Annotated in this window: 19 protein-coding genes; 8 read left to right on the top strand and 11 right to left on the bottom strand. The window is 45.6% G+C overall.

Annotated features, from left to right (window positions below; all coding sequences use genetic code 11):
* Positions 1-58: 58 nt before the first annotated feature.
* The 5 genes from queF (at position 59) to xni (ending at position 7,524) form a co-directional block, all read left to right on the top strand.
* Positions 59-904: an NADPH-dependent 7-cyano-7-deazaguanine reductase QueF gene (gene queF / locus P4S59_RS03735; protein WP_139060582.1), complete on the top strand. Its 846-nt coding sequence runs from the start codon at positions 59-61 to the stop codon at positions 902-904.
* A 165-nt stretch (positions 905-1,069) separates the two neighbouring features.
* The gene (locus P4S59_RS03730) at positions 1,070-3,352 is read left to right on the top strand and encodes a tetratricopeptide repeat protein (protein WP_005391368.1); all 2,283 of its coding nucleotides are present in this window, start codon (positions 1,070-1,072) and stop codon (positions 3,350-3,352) included.
* A gap of 98 nt (positions 3,353-3,450) precedes the next feature.
* The gene (locus tag P4S59_RS03725; RefSeq protein WP_337168634.1) at positions 3,451-5,016 is read left to right on the top strand and encodes a GGDEF domain-containing protein; all 1,566 of its coding nucleotides are present in this window, start codon (positions 3,451-3,453) and stop codon (positions 5,014-5,016) included.
* Between the two features lie 290 nt (positions 5,017-5,306).
* On the top strand, positions 5,307-6,683 hold the full coding sequence (gene ppnN / locus P4S59_RS03720) for a nucleotide 5'-monophosphate nucleosidase PpnN (protein ID WP_005391372.1): 1,377 nt from the start codon (positions 5,307-5,309) through the stop codon (positions 6,681-6,683).
* A gap of 58 nt (positions 6,684-6,741) precedes the next feature.
* Positions 6,742-7,524 (top strand): flap endonuclease Xni, encoded by a 783-nt coding sequence (gene xni / locus P4S59_RS03715; protein WP_114323816.1) that lies wholly within the window; start codon positions 6,742-6,744, stop codon positions 7,522-7,524.
* 108 nt (positions 7,525-7,632) lie between these two features.
* Here the strand turns inward: xni and rlmM are convergent, their stop codons facing one another.
* The 7 genes from rlmM to pomA form a co-directional block, all read right to left on the bottom strand.
* Positions 7,633-8,724, bottom strand: coding sequence for a 23S rRNA (cytidine(2498)-2'-O)-methyltransferase RlmM (gene rlmM / locus P4S59_RS03710; RefSeq protein WP_005391375.1), 1,092 nt, complete (start codon positions 8,722-8,724; stop codon positions 7,633-7,635).
* Complete coding sequence (locus P4S59_RS03705; protein WP_005391376.1) at positions 8,721-9,119, bottom strand: DUF423 domain-containing protein; 399 nt, start codon at positions 9,117-9,119, stop codon at positions 8,721-8,723. The genes rlmM and P4S59_RS03705 overlap by 4 nt, the downstream gene beginning before the upstream one ends.
* A complete protein-coding gene (locus P4S59_RS03700; RefSeq protein ID WP_074190974.1) occupies positions 9,109-9,732 on the bottom strand; it encodes an alpha/beta fold hydrolase in 624 nt (207 codons plus the stop codon). Before P4S59_RS03700 ends, P4S59_RS03705 begins: the two co-directional genes overlap by 11 nt.
* Positions 9,713-10,633: a transcriptional regulator GcvA gene (locus tag P4S59_RS03695; RefSeq protein WP_005391378.1), complete on the bottom strand. Its 921-nt coding sequence runs from the start codon at positions 10,631-10,633 to the stop codon at positions 9,713-9,715. The genes P4S59_RS03700 and P4S59_RS03695 overlap by 20 nt, the downstream gene beginning before the upstream one ends.
* Before the next feature lie 511 nt (positions 10,634-11,144).
* Positions 11,145-12,593, bottom strand: coding sequence for a tRNA uracil 4-sulfurtransferase ThiI (gene thiI / locus P4S59_RS03690; RefSeq protein WP_337167992.1), 1,449 nt, complete (start codon positions 12,591-12,593; stop codon positions 11,145-11,147).
* A gap of 211 nt (positions 12,594-12,804) precedes the next feature.
* Positions 12,805-13,752: a flagellar motor protein MotB gene (locus tag P4S59_RS03685; RefSeq protein ID WP_337167991.1), complete on the bottom strand. Its 948-nt coding sequence runs from the start codon at positions 13,750-13,752 to the stop codon at positions 12,805-12,807.
* 14 nt (positions 13,753-13,766) lie between these two features.
* Positions 13,767-14,528: a flagellar motor protein PomA gene (pomA, locus tag P4S59_RS03680; RefSeq protein ID WP_005381564.1), complete on the bottom strand. Its 762-nt coding sequence runs from the start codon at positions 14,526-14,528 to the stop codon at positions 13,767-13,769.
* A 263-nt stretch (positions 14,529-14,791) separates the two neighbouring features.
* Between pomA and xseB the strand changes: the two genes are divergently transcribed.
* The 3 genes from xseB to dxs are packed head-to-tail and all read left to right on the top strand — an operon-like array spanning position 14,792 to position 17,826.
* The gene (gene xseB / locus P4S59_RS03675) at positions 14,792-15,034 is read left to right on the top strand and encodes an exodeoxyribonuclease VII small subunit (protein ID WP_005381566.1); all 243 of its coding nucleotides are present in this window, start codon (positions 14,792-14,794) and stop codon (positions 15,032-15,034) included.
* Positions 15,035-15,055: 21 nt separating this feature from the next.
* Positions 15,056-15,940 (top strand): (2E,6E)-farnesyl diphosphate synthase, encoded by an 885-nt coding sequence (gene ispA / locus P4S59_RS03670; RefSeq protein ID WP_005391389.1) that lies wholly within the window; start codon positions 15,056-15,058, stop codon positions 15,938-15,940.
* A 20-nt stretch (positions 15,941-15,960) separates the two neighbouring features.
* Entirely contained in the window at positions 15,961-17,826 is a 1,866-nt protein-coding gene (gene dxs, locus P4S59_RS03665) for a 1-deoxy-D-xylulose-5-phosphate synthase (RefSeq protein ID WP_337167990.1), read from the top strand.
* Between the two features lie 45 nt (positions 17,827-17,871).
* Here the strand turns inward: dxs and pgpA are convergent, their stop codons facing one another.
* The 4 genes from pgpA to ribH all read right to left on the bottom strand — a co-directional run bounded on the left by pgpA (position 17,872) and on the right by ribH (position 20,451).
* Positions 17,872-18,378 (bottom strand): phosphatidylglycerophosphatase A, encoded by a 507-nt coding sequence (gene pgpA / locus P4S59_RS03660; protein ID WP_046874310.1) that lies wholly within the window; start codon positions 18,376-18,378, stop codon positions 17,872-17,874.
* A 91-nt stretch (positions 18,379-18,469) separates the two neighbouring features.
* Positions 18,470-19,435: a thiamine-phosphate kinase gene (gene thiL / locus P4S59_RS03655; RefSeq protein WP_109169997.1), complete on the bottom strand. Its 966-nt coding sequence runs from the start codon at positions 19,433-19,435 to the stop codon at positions 18,470-18,472.
* Positions 19,436-19,513: 78 nt separating this feature from the next.
* A complete protein-coding gene (gene nusB / locus P4S59_RS03650) occupies positions 19,514-19,981 on the bottom strand; it encodes a transcription antitermination factor NusB (RefSeq protein WP_005381571.1) in 468 nt (155 codons plus the stop codon).
* A complete protein-coding gene (gene ribH / locus P4S59_RS03645) occupies positions 19,981-20,451 on the bottom strand; it encodes a 6,7-dimethyl-8-ribityllumazine synthase (protein ID WP_005381572.1) in 471 nt (156 codons plus the stop codon). Before ribH ends, nusB begins: the two co-directional genes overlap by 1 nt.
* Between the last annotated feature and the right edge of the window lie 52 nt (positions 20,452-20,503).

The raw sequence follows: 20,503 nt of genomic DNA, 5'->3' as shown, positions 1-20,503 counted from the left end.
AATTGACCAGCGGATTCAGTAAAATTCTCGCCATTCTAATCGAAAACGACCACAAAGTATGAGCAAATATTCTGACGCTAAAGAGCTTGCTGGCCTAACACTAGGTAAAAAGACCGAGTATGCGAACCAATACGACCCAAGCTTGCTGCAACCAGTTCCTCGTAGCCTAAACCGAGATGACCTTCAGTTAGGCGACAGCCTTCCTTTTATGGGCCACGACATTTGGACGCTGTACGAGCTATCTTGGTTAAATAGTAAAGGCTTACCACAAGTGGCCGTTGGCGAAGTATACATTCCAGCCACCAGTGCAAACTTGATTGAGTCGAAGTCTTTCAAACTGTACTTAAACAGCTACAACCAAACCCGTTTTTCAAGCTGGGAAGAAGTTGAAGAGCGTTTAACGCAAGACCTATCTGAATGTGCCGGTGAAAAGGTGTTGGTCGAGGTGAACCCGGTTACTCACTACACCAATCAGCCTATTGTGACAATGGAAGGCGAATGCATTGATGACCAAGACATTGACATCACCAGTTACGATTTTGATGCCAATTTGCTTGAAGGCGCAGCAGGTGAAGAGCAAGTGGAAGAAATCCTACATAGCCATCTATTGAAGTCAAACTGTTTAATCACTAACCAGCCTGACTGGGGCAGTGTAGAAATTCGCTACCAAGGTGCGAAAATAGATCGCGAGAAACTGCTGCGTTACTTGGTATCTTTCCGCGAGCACAACGAATTTCACGAACAATGTGTTGAGCGTATTTTTACTGATCTAATGAAATACTGCCAACCAAGCAAACTGACCGTATTCGCCCGCTACACGCGCCGTGGTGGCTTGGACATCAACCCGTACCGCTCAACGGAACAAGACAAGCCAGATCACAACCACCGCATGGCTCGTCAGTAATCGCGTTAGTGACAGAAATAAGTTCGGTAATCCAAAGGGTTACCGGACGTTTTTATTGTCCAAGCATGTTACTATATCAAATGGCTTCAACCTGCATTTAAGAGGCTTGTTGAGGTCTTTTACCGTTATCCGCCATATCTAAAAACAGTTCGAGGGAACGAAAGGATGTTTTGGGACAGTTCGCGTCTATTCAAGTTGATTGGCTTTCTTTGCTTGCTGTTTGTACAGCCGCTTCACGCGACCATTTTATCGTCCGCGTTACTCAACGAAGCACAACAATTGGCGGAAATAGAGCCATCACAAGCAAAACAAGCGGCAACCAACTACTTGTCACAACGTGAGCTAACGGAACGCAAAGAGAGTGACAGCCCTTCGGCTATGTCTCGTGACGAGACCGATCGTAGCGTTCGCACACCAAGCAGCACCATCGAAGCACACAAGATTATCGCTCAGGCAGACTACGCCATGGGTAACGTTCGTTCGGCTATCGAACACCTAAACAAAGCCGAGCGCTTAGCGCAAGAATATCAATTGCCGTACATGGACTTAGATCTCCAGCTGATGCGCAACCAAATGATTTGGATGTACGACAAAAACTATTCAAAAGCGGAAGATACGCTTAACCAAATTGAGCAGCAACTCGATGAAGCCGATGCGGTATTGCAACGTACCGACAGCGTCCGCTATCGATTAGTGATGCAAAGAGCGCTCCTCGCTTCACATAGTGGCGATCTGATTAAAGCGGAAAGTTTGTATTCTCAAGCCAAAACTATGCTTGAAGACAGCCGATCTGACTTAGCCTTGATCGACTATTACACAGCCGTCGGCGAGTTTTATCTGAATAGCAAGAAATACAATTTGGCTTTGTCGGAACTGCTTTACGGTTATTGGCAATCTATTGAGAGTGACAGTGGCGCAAGGTTAGCAAAAGTTAATCGCCTGTTGGCAAGACTCTTCCAAGAGCGCCGAGTTTACGACAAAGCGATCGAATACTTATCTCAAGCCGCAGACTTCTATGACTCCTACCCTAGCTCTCCCATCCTAGCGGATGTCCTTGAGCAAATGGGTGACATTTATTTTTACCAAGGCAAGTTTAACCTTGCCTTGGTGCACTACTTCAACGTGCTGGACCATGAAAGCACCAGTAAGAACATTAATCGGATCATTAAGATTCGCTTAAGCTTGGCGGCTACCTATCTGCAACTCTACAATTACGCGCTAGCAGAACAATACCTAGACCGATCTAAAGAGCTTTTAGAATACACTGACATTCCTAAGCTTGAAGCAAAGGCAGCATTGCTTCAGTCAGGCCTGGCTTATCATCAAAACGACAGTAAAAACGTCATTACCAATGCAAAGCTGGCGTTAGCACTTGCTGAAAAGTCACCTGAAAATAACAACTTCATTAAGCAGCAGTCTTACCGCTTACTCGGGCTTGGTTACGAGCAGGCAGGCGAATACCAACTTTCTCTGCAGGCTTATAAGAAATACACCAACCTTGTGCGTTTAGAGCAAAAACAGCTCAACCAAATCAGTGAGGATGCATTCCGCCAACAAAAAGAGTTTGCTGAACAAACCATCCACTATATCGGCCAATCGGAACGCCTTGAGCAAGTGGAAAGGGAACACCGCAAATTCCAGAAAATCTCATTCGCATTGTTTATTACTGTGTTGGTGATGTTTTTGTTCATTATGCGCCGCGGCGTGATCATGCAACGCCAAGCAAGTGAAATCGAAAAACTGCGTAATGATCTCTTCACTCACTCTCGTTCCCGTTTGCGTAACTTGCGTATGCTGAACGTGAAGCTGTCTCGCTCATTGAAAAAGTCGAGCGAAACTTTCGAACAATGGCAAATGGGCGAATTGATCCACGAGCCACTTAACGATCGCCTGCGCTTTGTCATGATCGACTTGCCATTCCTACGAAGCATGTACGTCCACAACGGTTATAAAGCGGGCTTGGAGCTGGAGCGCGCATTTGGTGACTTCCTAGCGGAAAAGATAGAAAAACCGTCGCGCCTTTACCATTTCTCAGATGCAAACCTACTCTATATCGAACCGAATGCTGACCGTGATGCTTCTGCCGAAGTCATGTTCGAGAAATTCCAGACTTGGGTGGATGAGTTCGCTCAGCAGCACAACGTCAACCGTATTATTCGCATGGGTATCAGCGATTATCCGTTCTTACCACGAGCCTACACTGCAATTAACGATGAGGAATTACTCGATCTGTTGCTGCTTGCGACTCACATTGCGCGAGAAGTCAGCTTGAAGGATAAGCAAAGCCACTGGGTTTTCTTGAAAGCCATCGATAACGCACCCGCCGCAAGCTTTGCAACGGGTAACATAAGAACTGCCTGTCAGCATGCCATTAGCCAAGGCCTGATTAAGATCCATTCGTCCTACAAGAATGAGGACGACATCAAGAAAATATTAAAAAATGGATAATTAAACGCCTGTTAGACATAATAACTAATGACGCTATAACGTTTTTTGTTATTATCGGATAATTGTCAGTAGTACATGGACTTAACCGTAGTCACTTCATGGGAATCTTGGAATCCGATATTCAGTCGCAGCTTCATCAGCTGAGTTGTCAACTTGACCAACTCAGACTGACACATCGTGATACTTCACTCAAATTCAAACGTGAACAACAAGTTCTTAAACGCGTTGTGGCATCATTGTCTTCAGCTTGCCAGGGTTCGAATACCCAGGTATCCAATTACCTGTTTGAAATCCAACAAGAGCTGCAACATCAAAAAGATATCAGTACTCTTATCCCACGTTTAGCGGTATTAGAGAGAATGCTCAAACAGCAGTCGAAGACGATGGACAAACAGAACGGCTACCTAGACGAACAAATCAAACACAGTGGTGAAACACTCCAACGTGTCACAGGTTTACCTGCGCAGTTAAAACGTGAACTACGGAACTTAATGAGTTTCTCAGAAGCTCATGCCAGCAATAAAGCCGATCAAGCCACTAAGCTACTGAGCATTTACGAACGCGCTCTGAAAATCATCACTTCCAACTCGCGTTTGCATCTCAGTGAGTTTGAGAATAATCCTGATAAGTCTCAACTTGAGTGCTTAGCCAGCGATCTACAACATACCATCACCGAGCTGGATTTTGAGGGAGAAACGGGAGATCGATTGCTCGATATTCGGGCTAAGCTGCTTCTTGGCGTGAGTGCAGAGTCTCTCATTGAGCTTACGCTCTCAACGCTGAAATTGGTTGTCGAAGCAACAAAGTTCGAGCGCGAAGCGTCTAGCCAATTTCTTGATCAGCTGAACACTTCTCTCGCAAGTAACCTAAAAACCGTTCATCAGAACGTCGACCAACATCATACCTACTTTGAGCACCGCCAAGAGCTCAACACAGAAATGAACAGTCTGGTTGAATTGAGTCAACTTTCGCTCGACCAAGCTCAAGATCTAGCGGATGTAAAAAAAGAAATCGCCCCGTTACTTGCGAAAATGGCGTCGCTGACAGAGCGACTTAAAATGACGGAAGAACGAGAACAAGCGCTGCAAGAGCGTTTGAATTACAGTAAGAACCAGCTCGAAGCCGTGTTTGAAACCACCCAAGATCATCGTCGACGCTTAGATGACCAAGCTCAGCGCATGTTGCTCGACCCTCTGACTAAAGTCTATAACCGCACCGCATTTAATGATCGACTAGAGCTAGAGTATCGCCGTTGGATTCGCTCTCAACAGAACCTGCGTGTAGTGTTGTTTGACGTTGATAACTTCAAAGCGGTGAATGACAGCTATGGCTATACGGCTGGTGATAAAGCGTTGAAGATCATCGCTCGCACCATTAATAAACGCGTATCAGAAACTGAAACGGTAGCTCGCTTTGGTGGCGAAGAGTTTATTTTACTCGTTCCAGAACAATCTGAAGAATACACACTGGATCTCATTAAACATATCCAGCGTGATATTAGCCAATTACCATTTAAGTTCCGTGAGCAAAATATCATAATCACCCTAGCGGCTGTGTCGACCTCTTTTAAAGAGTCCGATACGCCAGAGTATGTACTCGATCGACTCGGCAAGATGCTTGCGGACGCTAAAAAACGTGGAACAAATCAGCTTAACTGGAGCTAGATTTCGTACAAAAATCGAACAAACAAACCAGAATTGGTGCAATTTACGCTTTATAACCACCCATTTTCAACGAGTTATCACATTTCTTCCCTTTCAGTCTGCTAAGCTGTAAAAACCCAAGTCACTTCAAGATGATGCATTTACAGAACGCGAATGTACCATCTTGCGGTTGCTTGGGAGTCAATAACCATAAAACCAAATCGGCCAACTGCCTTTCATCAAACCATACGTATAACCCCAAAAGGTGAGTTGGTACTTTCCCTCAAAATAATGCAACACAAGGAGGCGTTATGATTACCCATATAAGCCCCGCTGGTAGCATGGACTTGCTATCTCAATTAGAAGTAGAGCGCTTAAAAAACACGGCCTCGAGTGAACTTTATCAACTGTACCGCAACTGCACGTTAGCGGTGTTGAACTCCGGCAGTCATACCGATAACTCGAAAGAGCTGCTCGATAAACACCAGTCGTTTGATGTCAACGTAGTGCGCCGCGAGCGTGGTATTAAGCTTGAGCTGACTAACCCACCTGAGCACGCCTTTGTCGATGGCGAGATAATTAAAGGTATCCAAGAGCATCTGTTCTCCGTGTTACGCGATATTGTTTATGTCAATATGCATTTAGCAGACGCACAACGACTCAACCTGACGAACCCAATTCACATCACTAACCTCGTGTTCGGTATTCTGCGTAATGCCAGAGCACTCACACCAGGTATCGAGCCAAACCTCGTCGTGTGTTGGGGTGGTCACTCTATCAATGGCGTGGAATATCAATACACACGTGAAGTCGGTAACGAGCTTGGCTTGCGTGAACTTAATATCTGCACGGGTTGTGGCCCTGGTGCGATGGAAGGGCCAATGAAAGGTGCCGCTATCGGACATGCGAAGCAGCGTTATACTCAGCAACGTTATCTTGGTTTAACCGAGCCTTCGATTATTGCAGCCGAGCCACCAAACCCAATCGTGAATGAGCTGGTTATCATGCCGGACATCGAAAAGCGTTTGGAAGCCTTTGTACGTATGGCGCATGGCATTGTGATTTTCCCTGGTGGTCCGGGCACTGCAGAAGAGTTGCTGTATATTCTTGGCATTATGATGCACCCAGACAACGCCGATCAGCCAATGCCTATCGTGTTAACAGGACCGAAAGAGAGTGAAGAGTACTTCCGCTCTATCGACGAGTTTGTTCGCGATACACTTGGCGAAGAAGGTCAAAAGCATTACGAGATCGTCATTGACGATCCGGCAGAAGTGGCACGTATCATGAAGCGCTCAATGGACTCTGTACGCCTTCACCGAAAAGAAAAAGGCGATGCTTATAGCTTTAACTGGTCATTAAAAATCGAGCCTAACTTCCAGTTACCATTCGATCCAACTCATGAGTCGATGGAGCAATTGGATTTAAGCTTAGATCAAGAACCTCAAGTCTTAGCGGCCAACCTGCGTCAAGCCTTCTCCGGTATCGTGGCTGGTAACGTGAAAGCCGAAGGAATTCGAGAAATCGAACGTCGAGGCCCTTTCACCATTCACGGTGATCCTGTGCTAATGAAAAAGCTCGATAAGTTACTACAAGACTTTGTCGAACAACACCGAATGAAACTGCCTGGCGGTTCAGACTATGAACCGTGTTATCGCATCGCTCACCCAGAAATTGGTGGTCGATAGTCAGGCTAGCATTCGTTACACTAGGGGCATTACGCCCCTTTTTTATTGCTAAGTCATTATGTCTATTCATCTTGTTATTATTGATGCCCTAAACCTGATCCGCCGTGTGCACTCTGCACAACCGGATCCAACCGACATAGCAAGAACCATCACCACGACACAAAGAACCCTCACTCGCATTCTGTCAGAAGCCAACCCGACACACATCATCGCGGTTTTCGATCACCATGAACAAGACAGAGGATGGCGAGCTGAGATTCTCCCAGACTATAAGCAAAATCGAAAACCAATGCCGGAACCACTGATGCTAGGTCTAGATGCGATTCAGCAAGCATGGTGGGAACAAGGTATTGATTCATTGCTTTCTGAAGGCGATGAAGCGGACGACTTGGTTGCGACTCTCGCGACTAAAGTGGCCAGTCATGGTGAAAAAGTCACCATCGTTTCTACGGATAAAGGCTACTGTCAGCTGCTTTCTCCTACCCTACAGATCCGTGATTACTTCCAACATCGTTGGTTAGATGAACCGTTTATCGAAAAAGAGTTCGGCGTAAAACCGAGCCAACTGGCCGATTATTGGGGGTTAACGGGGATCAGCTCTAGCCAAGTGCCGGGGGTTCCGGGCATTGGACCAAAAGCGGCGAAAGAGATTCTTACTCAGTTTGAGAATATTGAAGCAGCCTACGCCAGTGAAGACCTTGCACCGAAATACCGTAAAAAATTAGACGAGCACATTGAGTCTGCACGCCTATGTAAACGCGTCGCGGCTTTAAAGTGCGACATTGAACTCGGCTTTAACTTACAGGACATTCGCTTTACAGGACCAAATAAAGCGGAATAGTGTCTGATGATGGTTTCAAACCATAAAGCTCTCAGACAATAAAAAAGCGCCATTTGAAGGCGCTTTTTTCTATTCTCGGGACTATCCCCAAATGACTCGGAGATAGAATTAGTACGGAGAAATGTTCGATAGACACTGGATATGAATCGTGATCTCTTCACGATCATGATACAAATGCTTAGCTTGTAGTCTGAACTTTACCTTATTATCAATCAGGAACTGCTTCAGGTTTTCAAGGTCTTGCAGCACCTCGTCATAGCGGCCTTTCATTGGCAGCTTAAGGTTAAAGATTGCCTCTTTCGCCCAACCTTTTAACAGCCACTGGCCCATAAGGTGAGCAACACGAGCTGGCTTTTCTACCATGTCACAAACAATCCATGTTACGTTCTTACGGTCTGGTTCGAATTTAAAACCATCCACCATATGATGCTTGATCTGGCCAGTTTCCATCAAGCTGTCTGCCATCATGCCGTTATCGACACAGTGAACGAACATCGAGCGCTTCACCAGTTGGTACGTCCAACCGCCTGGACATGCCCCTAAATCGACCCCCCACATTCCTGGAGCCAAACGCTCATCCCACTCTTCACGTGGAATAAAGACGTGAAATGCTTCTTCCAGTTTAAGCGTTGAACGACTTGGGGCGTCTGCTGGGAACTTAAGGCGAGGAATACCCATGAAGAACTGAGAGTTATTGTCTGTGTAAGAATAACCGACATAACAGTGGCCAGGCTCCACAAAACAAATGTGCAGCACTGGCTTCTTCGCGTTGTCTTTGTTCAACATTAGACCTTTACCGCGCAACGCTTGACGCATTGGGACAGTAAATTTACGGCAGAATTTCAGTAGCTCTTTCGCTTCATTCGTATCCGGAGTTTCAATTCTCAAATCCCCACAGCGAGGAAACGCTTCAATGTCTGCTAGCTCATTCAAAATTGGGCTAATGCGGTCATCACTTGGCAGCGATTGAAACTCAGCCGCTACCGCAAACATTTGGCGAGCGAAGATTAACGACTTAAAGTCCAAACCTCTCGCAAGTTTGTCCGCATCTCCATCTTGGTAACACTCGAAGACAACATAACCTGAGTTTCTCTTCACACGAGGGAAGCCATACACTTCCAACTGTGTCGCTTTGTCCTGAATTTCACCAGCACACTCTTTCTCAAAGCCAGAACGGCAATAGAGCATTAGTTGTTTCACTTGGAGACCTCTTTGATATTGAACGCAGCAAAAAAGAACAGACACCAACCAATCATGAACAGCAATCCTCCCATTGGAGTAATCGGCCCAAACCACTTAATGCCTGTCAGCGCCAGTGCGTAAAGACTGCCGCTAAAACAAAAGATGCCGATGATAAAGCAAATCGCTGCAATGAAAAAATATTTTTGTGCTTTTTGTCCCAAATTCAATAGCAATAAAACCGCACAAAACACAATCGCCAACGTGTGAATAAATTGGTACAAAACTCCGGTCTCAAATACGCCAAGTAAATACGGAGCTAGCTGAGCTTTTAGCCCATGTGCAGCAAAGGCTCCTAGAGCGACAGAAACCAGCCCAGACAGACCAGAAAATGAGAGTAACCACTTACTTTTCACGGTGCACCTCTTTGATAAACGCCGCTAACTGCTCTACCGCGAGATCGATGTTACCCGCCTCGGTATGGCCTGAGCTCTTGCGCGGTTTAAAGCTGTGGTCACCATCGGGTAAAAAACTCACCTTAACTTGCGATGAAAGGACAAAGTCATCGAACTCCTCACGCTTACCAAAGGTGTCTCGCTCCCCTTGTAGAATCAGCGTAGGTTTCTCGATATTCGCTAAGTGATCGCCTTTGAACTTTTCTGGCTTTCCCGGAGGGTGAAAGGGAAACCCTAAACAGGCAATGCCCGCCACCAGCTCATTTTCAGCCAGTAAACTCGACATGCGGCCACCCATTGACTTACCACCAATGACAATAGGTTGAGAGGTAAAGTGAGCAATCACTTCTTCATAGGCTTCCAGCAGTTTTGGCGCACGATCTGGTGGACGCTTTTTCCCATCTTCCGCTCGCTTAATCATATACGGGAAGTTAAATCGCACCACGCGAATTCCTTGCTCAACTAATCCTTTGGCAACGGCGGCCATGAAATCATGTTCCATCCCCGCTCCAGCGCCATGGGCAAAGATAAATAGAGGACCGCTTTCAGGTCCCTCAACTATCCATTGGCTCATCTAGTACTTCCTCTTGCTCTTTTCTCGCGGTCGCTAACATCCAGTCTCTAAACGTTGCGATTCGGCCCATATCTGCCTGCTGTTCATGACACACCACGTAGAATGCATTCTTGGAGATCAACACCTCGTCGAATGGCGCGATGAGTCGTCCAGCTTCCATTTCTGGCTTGGCGAGTACGTTGTTACCAAGCGCAACCCCCTGACCATGCGCAGCAGCCTGTAGCACCATCGTCGAGTGACTGAAAATAGGACCGTGGTTTACATTGATACCTTCGATGTTGTAATGACGCGCAAACTGCTTCCAGTCTTTACGCGAAGTATCATGTAACAAAGTGTGTAATTTGAGGTCACTTAGAGATTCTAATGGTTTGTTGCCTAAAAGTAACGAAGGTGAACAAAGTGGGATCAGAAACTCTTGGTACAATTTATCCGCTCGCAAACCCGGCCAATTCCCTCGACCATAGTAGATAGCCACATCTACATCATCAGTCAGTGAACCTTCATCCATATCCACAGCTTTAATACGTACATCGATATCTGGCTCTTGAGCATTAAAATCGGCCAAACGAGGCACCAACCATTGGATAGCAAAACTCGGCGGTAGACTGATCGTCAATGCTCCTTTTTCACTACGTTCCAATACCTTATCTGTCGCCTCGGCAATCGAGGTGAAAATATCTTTGATGTCGAGAAAGTAACTTTGTCCTTCTTCTGTCAACAATAGCGAACGATTACGGCGACGAAAGAGCTTCAACGATAAGAACTCTTCGAGTGCTTTAATCTGGTGACTGACCGCGGCTTGAGTAACAAACAACTCTTCTGCCGCTCGCGTAAAACTGAGATGGCGAGCAGCCGCTTCGAAGACTCGAAGCGAATTTAATGGAGGCAATCTGCGAGACATATGGGACCTCAAATAGGATTAGTTTTTTTAATCTGAAACATTATAAAATGTCCGTTGTCGAACAGCCAGATAAATTCTATATTTCACCCCGCAACACGAGCCTGAACGGCTTGATTTCTTTGGAAATCAATTGGCTTCGTTGTTGCGATGTTGTGTTTGCAAACTCGTATTTCGAGTTAGGTAGATTTCTACCATAATGTTTTGTCCACACTCCCTGTGACAAAACATATACTTCCTGTATTTATTTTTGACCTGTCTGTCAAATTTGTTACACCGCCTAAATTAGGCGGTGTTTTTTTATCTATCGAAAATCTCATCCGTATATCTGGCAGCAACATCACTTTATTACTCTTCTTTCGGATTAATTATCGTTATATCAACACAAAGTGTATGGCTTTGCGATAAGCCTCAACATTATGCTAAGTAATGATTAGCTGTAACGCGATCAAAAACAAAAAAGGCGCAAATTGATGTCTCAATTTGCGCCTTTTAACGTCTTTTTATCAGTCAACTATGGGCGGTAAACTTTTACGTTATTGAAGCCTTGCTCTTGCAAGTAAAGTGCTTGCAGACGGCTCATCACCCCACGGTCACAGTACAATAGATATGTCTTAGATTGGTCTAAATCACCAAACTGTGTACCCAACTTGTAGAATGGGATATGTTTCACATCCACACCTTCGATTTCGAGCGGGTTATCGTCTTCCTCTTCAGGACTACGAATATCTAGCACAACCGCGTGCTCTTCTACCGCTTCAACCTGCTCGACTTCTGGTGCTGCTTGCTCAGACTCTTTCGCGATATCACGAATGTCCATCATGCGTGCATCACGAACTACTTGCTCAAGAATGCTAAAGTCAAATTTCTCTTCTTCCGCTTCTAGCTTCGCTTTAATCGCTTTTACTGTCGGCTTCTTAGAAATAACACCACAATACTCTGGCATTGTCTTCGCAAAGTCTTCCGTGCCGATTTCGCGTGCTAGGTTAATGATGTCTTCTTTATCCCAGTTGATAAGTGGGCGCAGAATCAACGTGTCCGTTACGTTATCGATATGGCGGAGGTTAGTTAGCGTTTGGCTCGATACTTGACCGAGCGCTTCGCCTGTTACCAATGCTTCGATCTTCATCTTCTGAGCGATCATGCCTGCTGCACGCATGAACATACGCTTCAAGATAACCCCCATTTGGCCGTCATCGACTTTCTCTAGGATTTCCGCAACCACAGGTTCGAAATCAACTGAGATGAAACGTACTTTTGCTGAAGAGCCGTATTTGTTCCATAGGTAGTGAGAAACCTGCTTAACGCCGATTTCGTGTGCTGGACCACCTAAGTTAAAGAAGCAGTAATGTACTTTTGAGCCACGCTTGATATGAAGGTAGCTAGAAACACCAGAGTCAAAACCACCAGAGATCAAGCTCAACACGTCTTCTTGCGTGCCCAGTGGGAAGCCGCCTAAACCTTTATGACGAGCCAGCACTTGGTTTAGCTTATCGTTCGAGACTTCCACCTTGATCGTCACGTCTGGGTTTTGCAGCTTAACTCTTGCGCTCTCAATCGCTTGGTTTAAACCACCGCCGACATAACGCTCTAGTTCGATAGAGGTAAAGTCGTGCTTACCGCGACGCTTCGCACGTACAACAAAGGTTTTATTTTCGAGTGCAGAGCGATTTAGCTCCAGTACTTGTTCGAAGATATCGTGCAAGTCTTTAAATTCGCTCTGCTTCACTTCCAGTACGTGGTGAATGCCTGGTGTATGAGTCAAAACCTCAAGAACTTCAGCGTGGAATTCGTTACTCTCAGAGGTCACTTCAATGTGATCACGACGGTTGAATACCGCGACAGATTCCGTGCGGCTCTTAATGATGTTACGAATGTTGCACTCTAAAATCTTTGTGAAGCGCTTACGCACAGATTCACTTTTTACAAAAATTTCTGGATGGGGCTTTACAATAAATTTCATAGTCTAATTCGCAGGTTAGTTTCGCAATCAACAAAGAGTGACACTCAACTTCAATGCTTCATACGCAGTAAAACCGCGTTTCAGTCACAAAAAGTAGTCTGAGCTCACTTTTAAGGCGCAAGATTATACACCCAAGCGGATTGGAAAAACAAAAAAAGCGAGCAATCTGCTCGCTTTCTTATCTCTCTACTGACTTGAAACTAAAGTCTAGTTATTGAATTACAGGCACTTCTTCACTGTATAGTGGCTCGCCTTGCACGATGCTGATTTCAACCCGTCGGTTAAGCGCGCGATTTTCATCAGAATCATTCGGCAACAATGGTTCAGTATCTGCCATGCCTCGCACTCTCAAACGTTGATGAGAGAAGCCTCTCACCTTCTCCATCTCTTGTGCAACCGATACGGCGCGCTGAGAAGAGAGATCCCAGTTAGAACGATAAAGCTCTGAGTCTAACGGTCGGTTGTCCGTATGACCAGATACTCGCACAATGCCTGGCACGTCTTTTACTAACTCTGCAATTTGTCGAACTAAAGGACGGAATTTAGGCTGCAAGAAGGCCGAACCTTCAGGGAATGCACCTTTTTCACGCATGCGTATAACAATCTGTTGGCCAAGATTTTCAACTTCAATCGCACCTTGTTCAATCTCTCGCTCTAAGGCTTTCTTGATACTTTCCATCAAGGTTTCCATCTCTTGCGACATCTCTTCAGATTGCTGCTGTTGCATGTCCGCTTCTGCAGATTGATTGTTTTGCGTTGACGTTTCTGGCGATTGACCACCGGTTAACTTTCCTTCATCACGCTTTGTGCCACCAGCTCGGTCAGACTCCCCTTCATGAAATTCGAGCGTCTGTTGAGTGATGTCCATGGTTTGCTGCATGATGACATCAATCGGCGTTGGTTCCGGTCGGCCCGGTCGAAACTCTTGAGCAATGATGCTAGTACCTTTGGGAATGTCTTTCACTTCAAGTTGATTTTGTACACCGAAGGCAAATTTCATTGATCCCGCAATCTGTTTGAACTTCAGCACGTCCATCTCAGAAAACGAGAGCAGAAGAACAAAGAAACACATCAGTAGCGACATTAAGTCCGCGAATGTCCCCATCCATAACGGGAGACCGGGTGGCGGACAATCGCATTTGTTATCTTCATCATCCATCACTACTCTCCAAGTTACTCGTCAATCTCAAGGGCACGTTTACCTTCGTTGAGGTAGTTCTTCAAGTAGCTATCAATCACTCGCGGGTTTTGACCATCTTGAATCGCTAATACACCATCCATGATCAAACGGCGGTTTAGCGTTTCTTGGTCACGGCGCAGAGAAAGCTTATCCGCAATAGGGAAAAACACCATGTTGGACAGGATCGCGCCATACAATGTGGTTAAGAGCGCAACCGCCATTGCTGGTCCAATCGCTTTTGGGTCATCCATGTTCGAAAGCATTGCGACTAAGCCAACCAAGGTACCAATCATCCCCATTGCAGGGGCAACGTCACCAAAGGCGCGAAATACGCCAGTGCCTTGAGTATGTCGTTCATCCGTAAGCGCGATGTCTTTTTTTAAGGCTGCTCTTACCACGTCGGCATCATGGCCATCAACAAGCAAATCAATGCCTTTTTGCATAAAAGTGTTATTAATTTCCATCTCTTCAAGAGCAAGAAAACCACCTTTACGTGCCGCATCGGCCATTTCCACAATTTTTGCGATCAAGTCTTCCGGTTCATCCGCTTTAAACATGAAGGCTTTGCCTGCGATCTTTGTTGCACCAAAAAACTGTCCCATTGTGAACTTCATCAATACGACGAATATTGAGCCACCAACGACAATAAGGATCGACGTGACATCGACAAACATGCCGATGCTGCCACCAAGCACCATCGCCATAATGACGAATGCAAAACCACCAATCAAACCTAATAGGGTTGCTAAATCCACAAAGCACTCCTCACGCTATACTCAAATACTGCCATTGGGCGGATTATTACCTGTATCGACAACTCGCGCAGAATTTTTAGAAAAATCTTAGCTAATGGATCACAAATTAGACTTAACAACCTTAACCAAAATATGGGGTTTCAGCGCTTAGGCTCGTTTAACGCTAATTTTGTGACAATTATATAAGGTTAAATTTGACCAAGTTACTAGGCTAAGGTAACTTTCGTGCATCTTCTCCAAGGCTTGATTAAGGCAGAAAAAAGATGGCGGTCAAGAAACCAGAAAACATGACCTTCGAAGCAACCATTGAAGAGCTTGATAGCTTGGTTGATCAATTAGAAAATGGCGATCTTGCCCTAGATGATGCTCTACGTAAGTTTGAACGAGGCATTGCCTTAGCTCGTGCTGGCCAAACTAAACTTAGCGACGCCGAACAGCGCGTAAGTATTCTTCTTAGCGAAGATGATGAAGCACCACTGAGTGACTTCAAACCAGATTCAGAATAACCATCAGTAGTGAGCAATGTGATGCAACAGACATTGACGTCTTTTCAACAAAGAAACAATCAGCAATTGAATTTGTGGCTCGATCAGCTTCCATATCAAGAGCAGCCATTGATTCAAGCAATGAAATACGGCCTTTTGCTAGGTGGAAAACGCGTTCGCCCTTTTCTTGTTTACATCACAGGTCAAATGCTCGGCTGTAAACCAGAAGACTTAGACACTCCTGCCGCTGCTATCGAATGTATACATGCCTACTCACTCATTCATGATGATCTGCCTGCCATGGACGATGATGAACTGCGTCGAGGTCAACCAACTTGTCACATTAAGTTTGATGAAGCAACCGCAATACTGACAGGTGATGCACTACAAACTCTCGCCTTCACCATTATTGCCGATGGTCAATTAAACCCGGCAGCCGAGACTCAACGCATCAACATGATCAAAGCGTTGGCGCATTCTTCTGGCGCCAACGGCATGTGTGTTGGGCAAGCCTTAGATTTAGGCGCAGAAAATCGCCAAGTTTCTCTTGAAGAAATGGAAGAGATACACCGTAAAAAAACCGGAGCTCTGATTGATTGTGCGGTAAAATTAGGTGCATTAGCTGCTGGTGAGAAAGGTATCGAGGTTCTACCTCACTTGGAGCGCTACTCAAAAGCAATTGGTTTGGCGTTTCAGGTTCAAGACGATATTCTTGATATCATCAGTGACACAGAAACACTGGGTAAGCCTCAAGGTTCCGACCAAGGTCTGAATAAGAGCACTTATCCTTCCCTGCTGGGTTTAGAGGGAGCCATAGAGAAAGCTCACACTCTGTTACAGGAAGCACTTCAAGCATTGGAAGCTATCCCATACAATACTCAGTTACTCGAAGAGTTCGCCCGATATGTCATCGAGCGCAAAAATTAACACTATAAGCGCGCATTTATATGACTCTTGATATTTCAAAGTACCCAACACTGGCGTTAGCAAATACACCGGAAGAATTACGTCTCCTTCCGAAAGAAACATTACCAAATCTGTGTGATGAACTGCGAACGTATCTGCTAAATTCAGTGAGCCAATCTAGCGGACACTTAGCGTCTGGCTTAGGCACCGTGGAGCTAACTGTCGCTCTGCATTATGTTTACAACACCCCTATCGACAAATTGATCTGGGATGTTGGTCATCAGGCTTACCCGCATAAAATCCTCACCGGACGTCGCGATAAAATGCCAACAATTCGCCAAAAGGATGGTCTACACCCTTTCCCTTGGCGTGAAGAAAGTGAATATGACACCTTATCTGTCGGTCACTCTTCGACATCGATTAGTGCAGGTCTTGGCATGGCCATCAGCGCCCAAAAAGAGGGCAAAGGTCGTAAAATTGTCAGTGTGATTGGTGATGGCGCAATTACAGCAGGCATGGCATTCGAAGCCATGAACCACGCTGGCGACGTTCATCCTGATATGTTGGTGATTTTGAACGACAACGAAATGTCGATTTCAGAAAACGTCGGCGCCCTGAATAACCACCTTGCGAAAGTACTTTCTGGCAGCTTGTACACTTCTATCCGTGAAGGCGGTAAAAAAGTGTTGTCTGGTGTTCCACCTATTAAAGAGTTGGTTCGCCGTACGGAAGAGCACCTCAAAGGCATGGTAGTGCCTGGTACTCTGTTCGAAGAGTTCGGCTTTAATTACATTGGCCCGATTGATGGACACGACGTCAATGAACTCGTCAAAACGCTAAAAAACATGCGTGAGCTCAAAGGCCCTCAATTCCTGCACATCATGACCAAGAAAGGCAAAGGTTATGAGCCTGCCGAGAAAGATCCTATCGGCTACCACGGTGTTCCTAAATTCGATCCAACGCATAACTGTCTACCGAAAAGCAGTGGCGGTAAGCCAACTTACTCAAAGATCTTTGGTGACTTTTTATGTGATATGGCGGCCCAAGATCCTAAGCTAATGGCAATTACGCCAGCAATGCGCGAAGGCTCTGGTATGGTACGTTTCTCAAAAGAATATCCAGACCAATACTTTGACGTGGCGATTGCTGAGCAACACGCTGTGACACTTGCAACAGGCATGGCAATTGCTGGCGATCATCCAATCGTAGCTATCTATTCGACTTTCTTGCAACGTGGTTATGACCAACTGATCCACGATATCGCGATCATGGATTTACCAGTAATGTTCGCTATCGACCGTGCAGGTCTCGTTGGTGCAGACGGCCAAACTCACCAAGGCGCATTCGATCTAAGCTTTATGCGCTGTATTCCGAACATGGTGATCATGGCGCCAAGTGACGAAAACGAATGTCGACAAATGCTTTACACTGGCCATAAACATACTGGCCCTAGTGCGGTTCGATACCCTCGCGGTAGCGGGGTGGGCGTAGAAATCGAAACTGAGTTTACGGCTTTAGAAATCGGTAAAGGACGCATGGTTCGCCAAGGTGAAAAAGTTGCTATTCTGAACTTTGGTACTTTCTTGGGTAACGCGCTAGAAGCGGCAGAATACCTTAACGCCACTGTTGCTGATATGCGCTTTGTGAAGCCGCTCGATGAAGCATTAATTCGTCAATTAGCCGCAGATCATGACGTGCTCGTGACGTTAGAAGAAAATGTTATCGCGGGTGGTGCTGGTGCTGGTGTTGTTGAGTTCATGATGAAAGATAAAATCATTAAACCTGTGTTGAACCTAGGTTTACCAGATGAGTTTATTCATCAAGGAACACAAGATGAACTGCATGAAGAGCTTGGTCTCGATGCAAAAGGGATTGAACAATCCATCTTGGATTATTTAGCAAAATGAATTTAAAAAGGGATGCTCATGGCATCCCTTTTTTATGTCCAACGTTTAATTCATCCAGCCTGCGTATTTTGCGACTAGAAACAGGGCAACACCAGCCATAATTCCCGCCACGATATCATCAACCATAATACCCAGCCCACCGTGAACTCGCTTATCTAGCCACCCAATTGGCCACGGTTTTACCATGTCGAAAAAACGGAACAGGATGAAGCCAGTGAGCAACCACTTCCACTCGGTCAACGGAATATTTAACGCAGGGACGATACCCATCGTAATCCAAAAACCCGCAAATTCATCCCATACGATTGAACCATGATCATGTACTTTCATGTCTGCAGACGTCACTTGGCAGATTTGAATGCCGATCACACACGAAATCAGAACAACAATGACATACGCCGTAAATGGCAATTGCGCCAACAACAAAAAGAAGGGCACGGCCGCCAGTGTCCCCATTGTTCCTGGAATAAACGGGGATAATCCACTGCCAAAACCCGTCGCCAATAGATGCCACGGGTTCTTTAATGAAATCAGAGAAAGAGGGTTGGTCATATCCTTAAACCTATACTGCTAGTTTGGTTTCAATCGTCATGCCTGTGAGTTGCTCAATAGTAACAGGCTCTTGGCTAGAGCTTAGCTCAGATCATTTAAAGTGGTCGAAGCCACTTAAGTCCCAATCAAGTGGTTGATTGTTATCATGCAGCTCGAAGGTTCCATTTGGTCGGATTTGACCAATACATGTGACCTTACAGCCAGTATGAGATAAAGCGCTTTGTAACGAGCCTCGATTTTGCTCCGGCACGGTAAAACACAACTCGTATTCTTCGCCACTTGCTAAAGCATACTGCTGCGCGCTGATCTTATCATCTAAAAACTGGACTAATTCTGAAGAGATCGGTAGCTGAGAGACATCAATACTCACCCCAACCTGAGATCGCTGTAAAATGTGCTTAATATCAGAGATTAAACCATCTGAAATATCTATCGCCGACGAGGCTAAGCCAACAAGAGCTTGTCCAGCAAGCACACGCGGAGAACTAAGGTAATGAGCTCGCTCTAGTGCTTCCGCGCCGACTCTGCTGCGCAGAGAGTCATCTAGAATCACATCCAAACCAGCTTTTGCATCGCCAAGGTTTCCCGTTACGTATACCCAATCCCCAGGCTTTGCGCCGGATCGCGTGAGCGCTTTGTCTTCAGGTACAAAACCTTGCACCGTTAGTGTCAGACACAATGGCCCTTTGGTGGTGTCACCGCCTATTAACTGGATACCATAGTAATCAGCCAGTTCGAAAAATGCATCACAGAAAGGAGCCAGCCATTCTTCATCTGGCTCGGGCATCGTTAATGCAAAGCTCACCCACGCAGGCGTTGCGCCCATCGCAGCCAAATCACTGATGTTAGAAGCCAATGCTTTGTGTGCGACCCATGCTGGGTTCGCGTCGGCTAAGAAATGCGTTCCAGCTACCAATGTATCCGTGCTAATCGCAATCTGAACATTAGCTGGCGCTTTGACCAAAGCACAATCATCACCAGCTGCTAGATGGACATCTTTACGTTGGCTCTGACGACCGACGAAGTACTTGTCTATCAGATTAAATTCACCAGACATAATTCACTTACTTTTTGATGTAAAAGCTTTTGATACAAAAAAGGTCAGCATGTGCTGACCTTTTCATTGAAGAAATCGTTATTTCTTACGAATGTGAGGTGCTGCTTTATCAAGTACACCGTTCACAAACTTGTGGCTATCTTCTGCTGCGAAGACTTTTGCAAGTTCAATCGCTTCATTGATAACAACTTTGTAAGGAACATCTTCGCGACGAGTCATCTCGTACATAGCAAGGCGAAGAAGAGCAAGTTCCATCATATCTAAATCCTGCATAGGACGAGAGATGTATGGACGAATTTTGCTATCTAGCTCAGCGTGGCTAAGTACAACACCGCTTAGTAGTTCACGGAAGTAAGCTACGTCTGTTTCTGGAGCAGCAAGCGCTGGCTCAGATGCATGAAGTTCTTCTTCATCGTATTTGTCGCCAGACAAAAACTGTTCTTCAATCTTGGCAACATTCTCTTTAGTAATTTGCCATGAGTAGATCGCCTGTAGAGCGAATTGACGTGCGTTACGACGTGCGGCTGGTTTCACACTGGCCCCCATTAGGAATCAATTTCAGATAGTACATTAATCATTTCAAGTGCGCTTAGTGCAGCCTCTGCACCTTTATTACCAGCCTTGGTTCCTGCGCGTTCAATCGCTTGATCGATCGTATCAACAGTCAAAACACCAAATGCTACTGGAATGCTGAATTCCATAGACACTTGTGCTAGACCTTTGTTCATTTCACTACAAACATAGTCAAAGTGAGGCGTTCCACCGCGAATAACAGACCCTAGAGAAACAATAGCGTCGAATTTGCCAGTTTTAGCAACACGCTGAGCTACTAGAGGTAGTTCTACGGCACCTGGACAACGCACAACCGTGATGTTGTCTTCGCTTACTTGTCCGTGACGCTTTAGTGTATCGATCGCACCAGAAAGTAGGCTTTCGTTAATAAAACTGTTGAAACGAGAAATAACGATAGCAATTTTTGCATTTGGCGCTGGGAAGCCACCCTCGATCACTTTCATAAGCTTTCCTTTAACTCTATTTATAAGTGAAATATGTTCATCAAGTGAGAAT

The sequence above is a fragment of the Vibrio sp. M60_M70 genome, assembly GCF_037162085.1.
GTDB classification, from domain to species: Bacteria; Pseudomonadota; Gammaproteobacteria; order Enterobacterales; family Vibrionaceae; genus Vibrio; species Vibrio diabolicus.
This window is presented reverse-complemented; position numbering and strand designations above follow the sequence as displayed.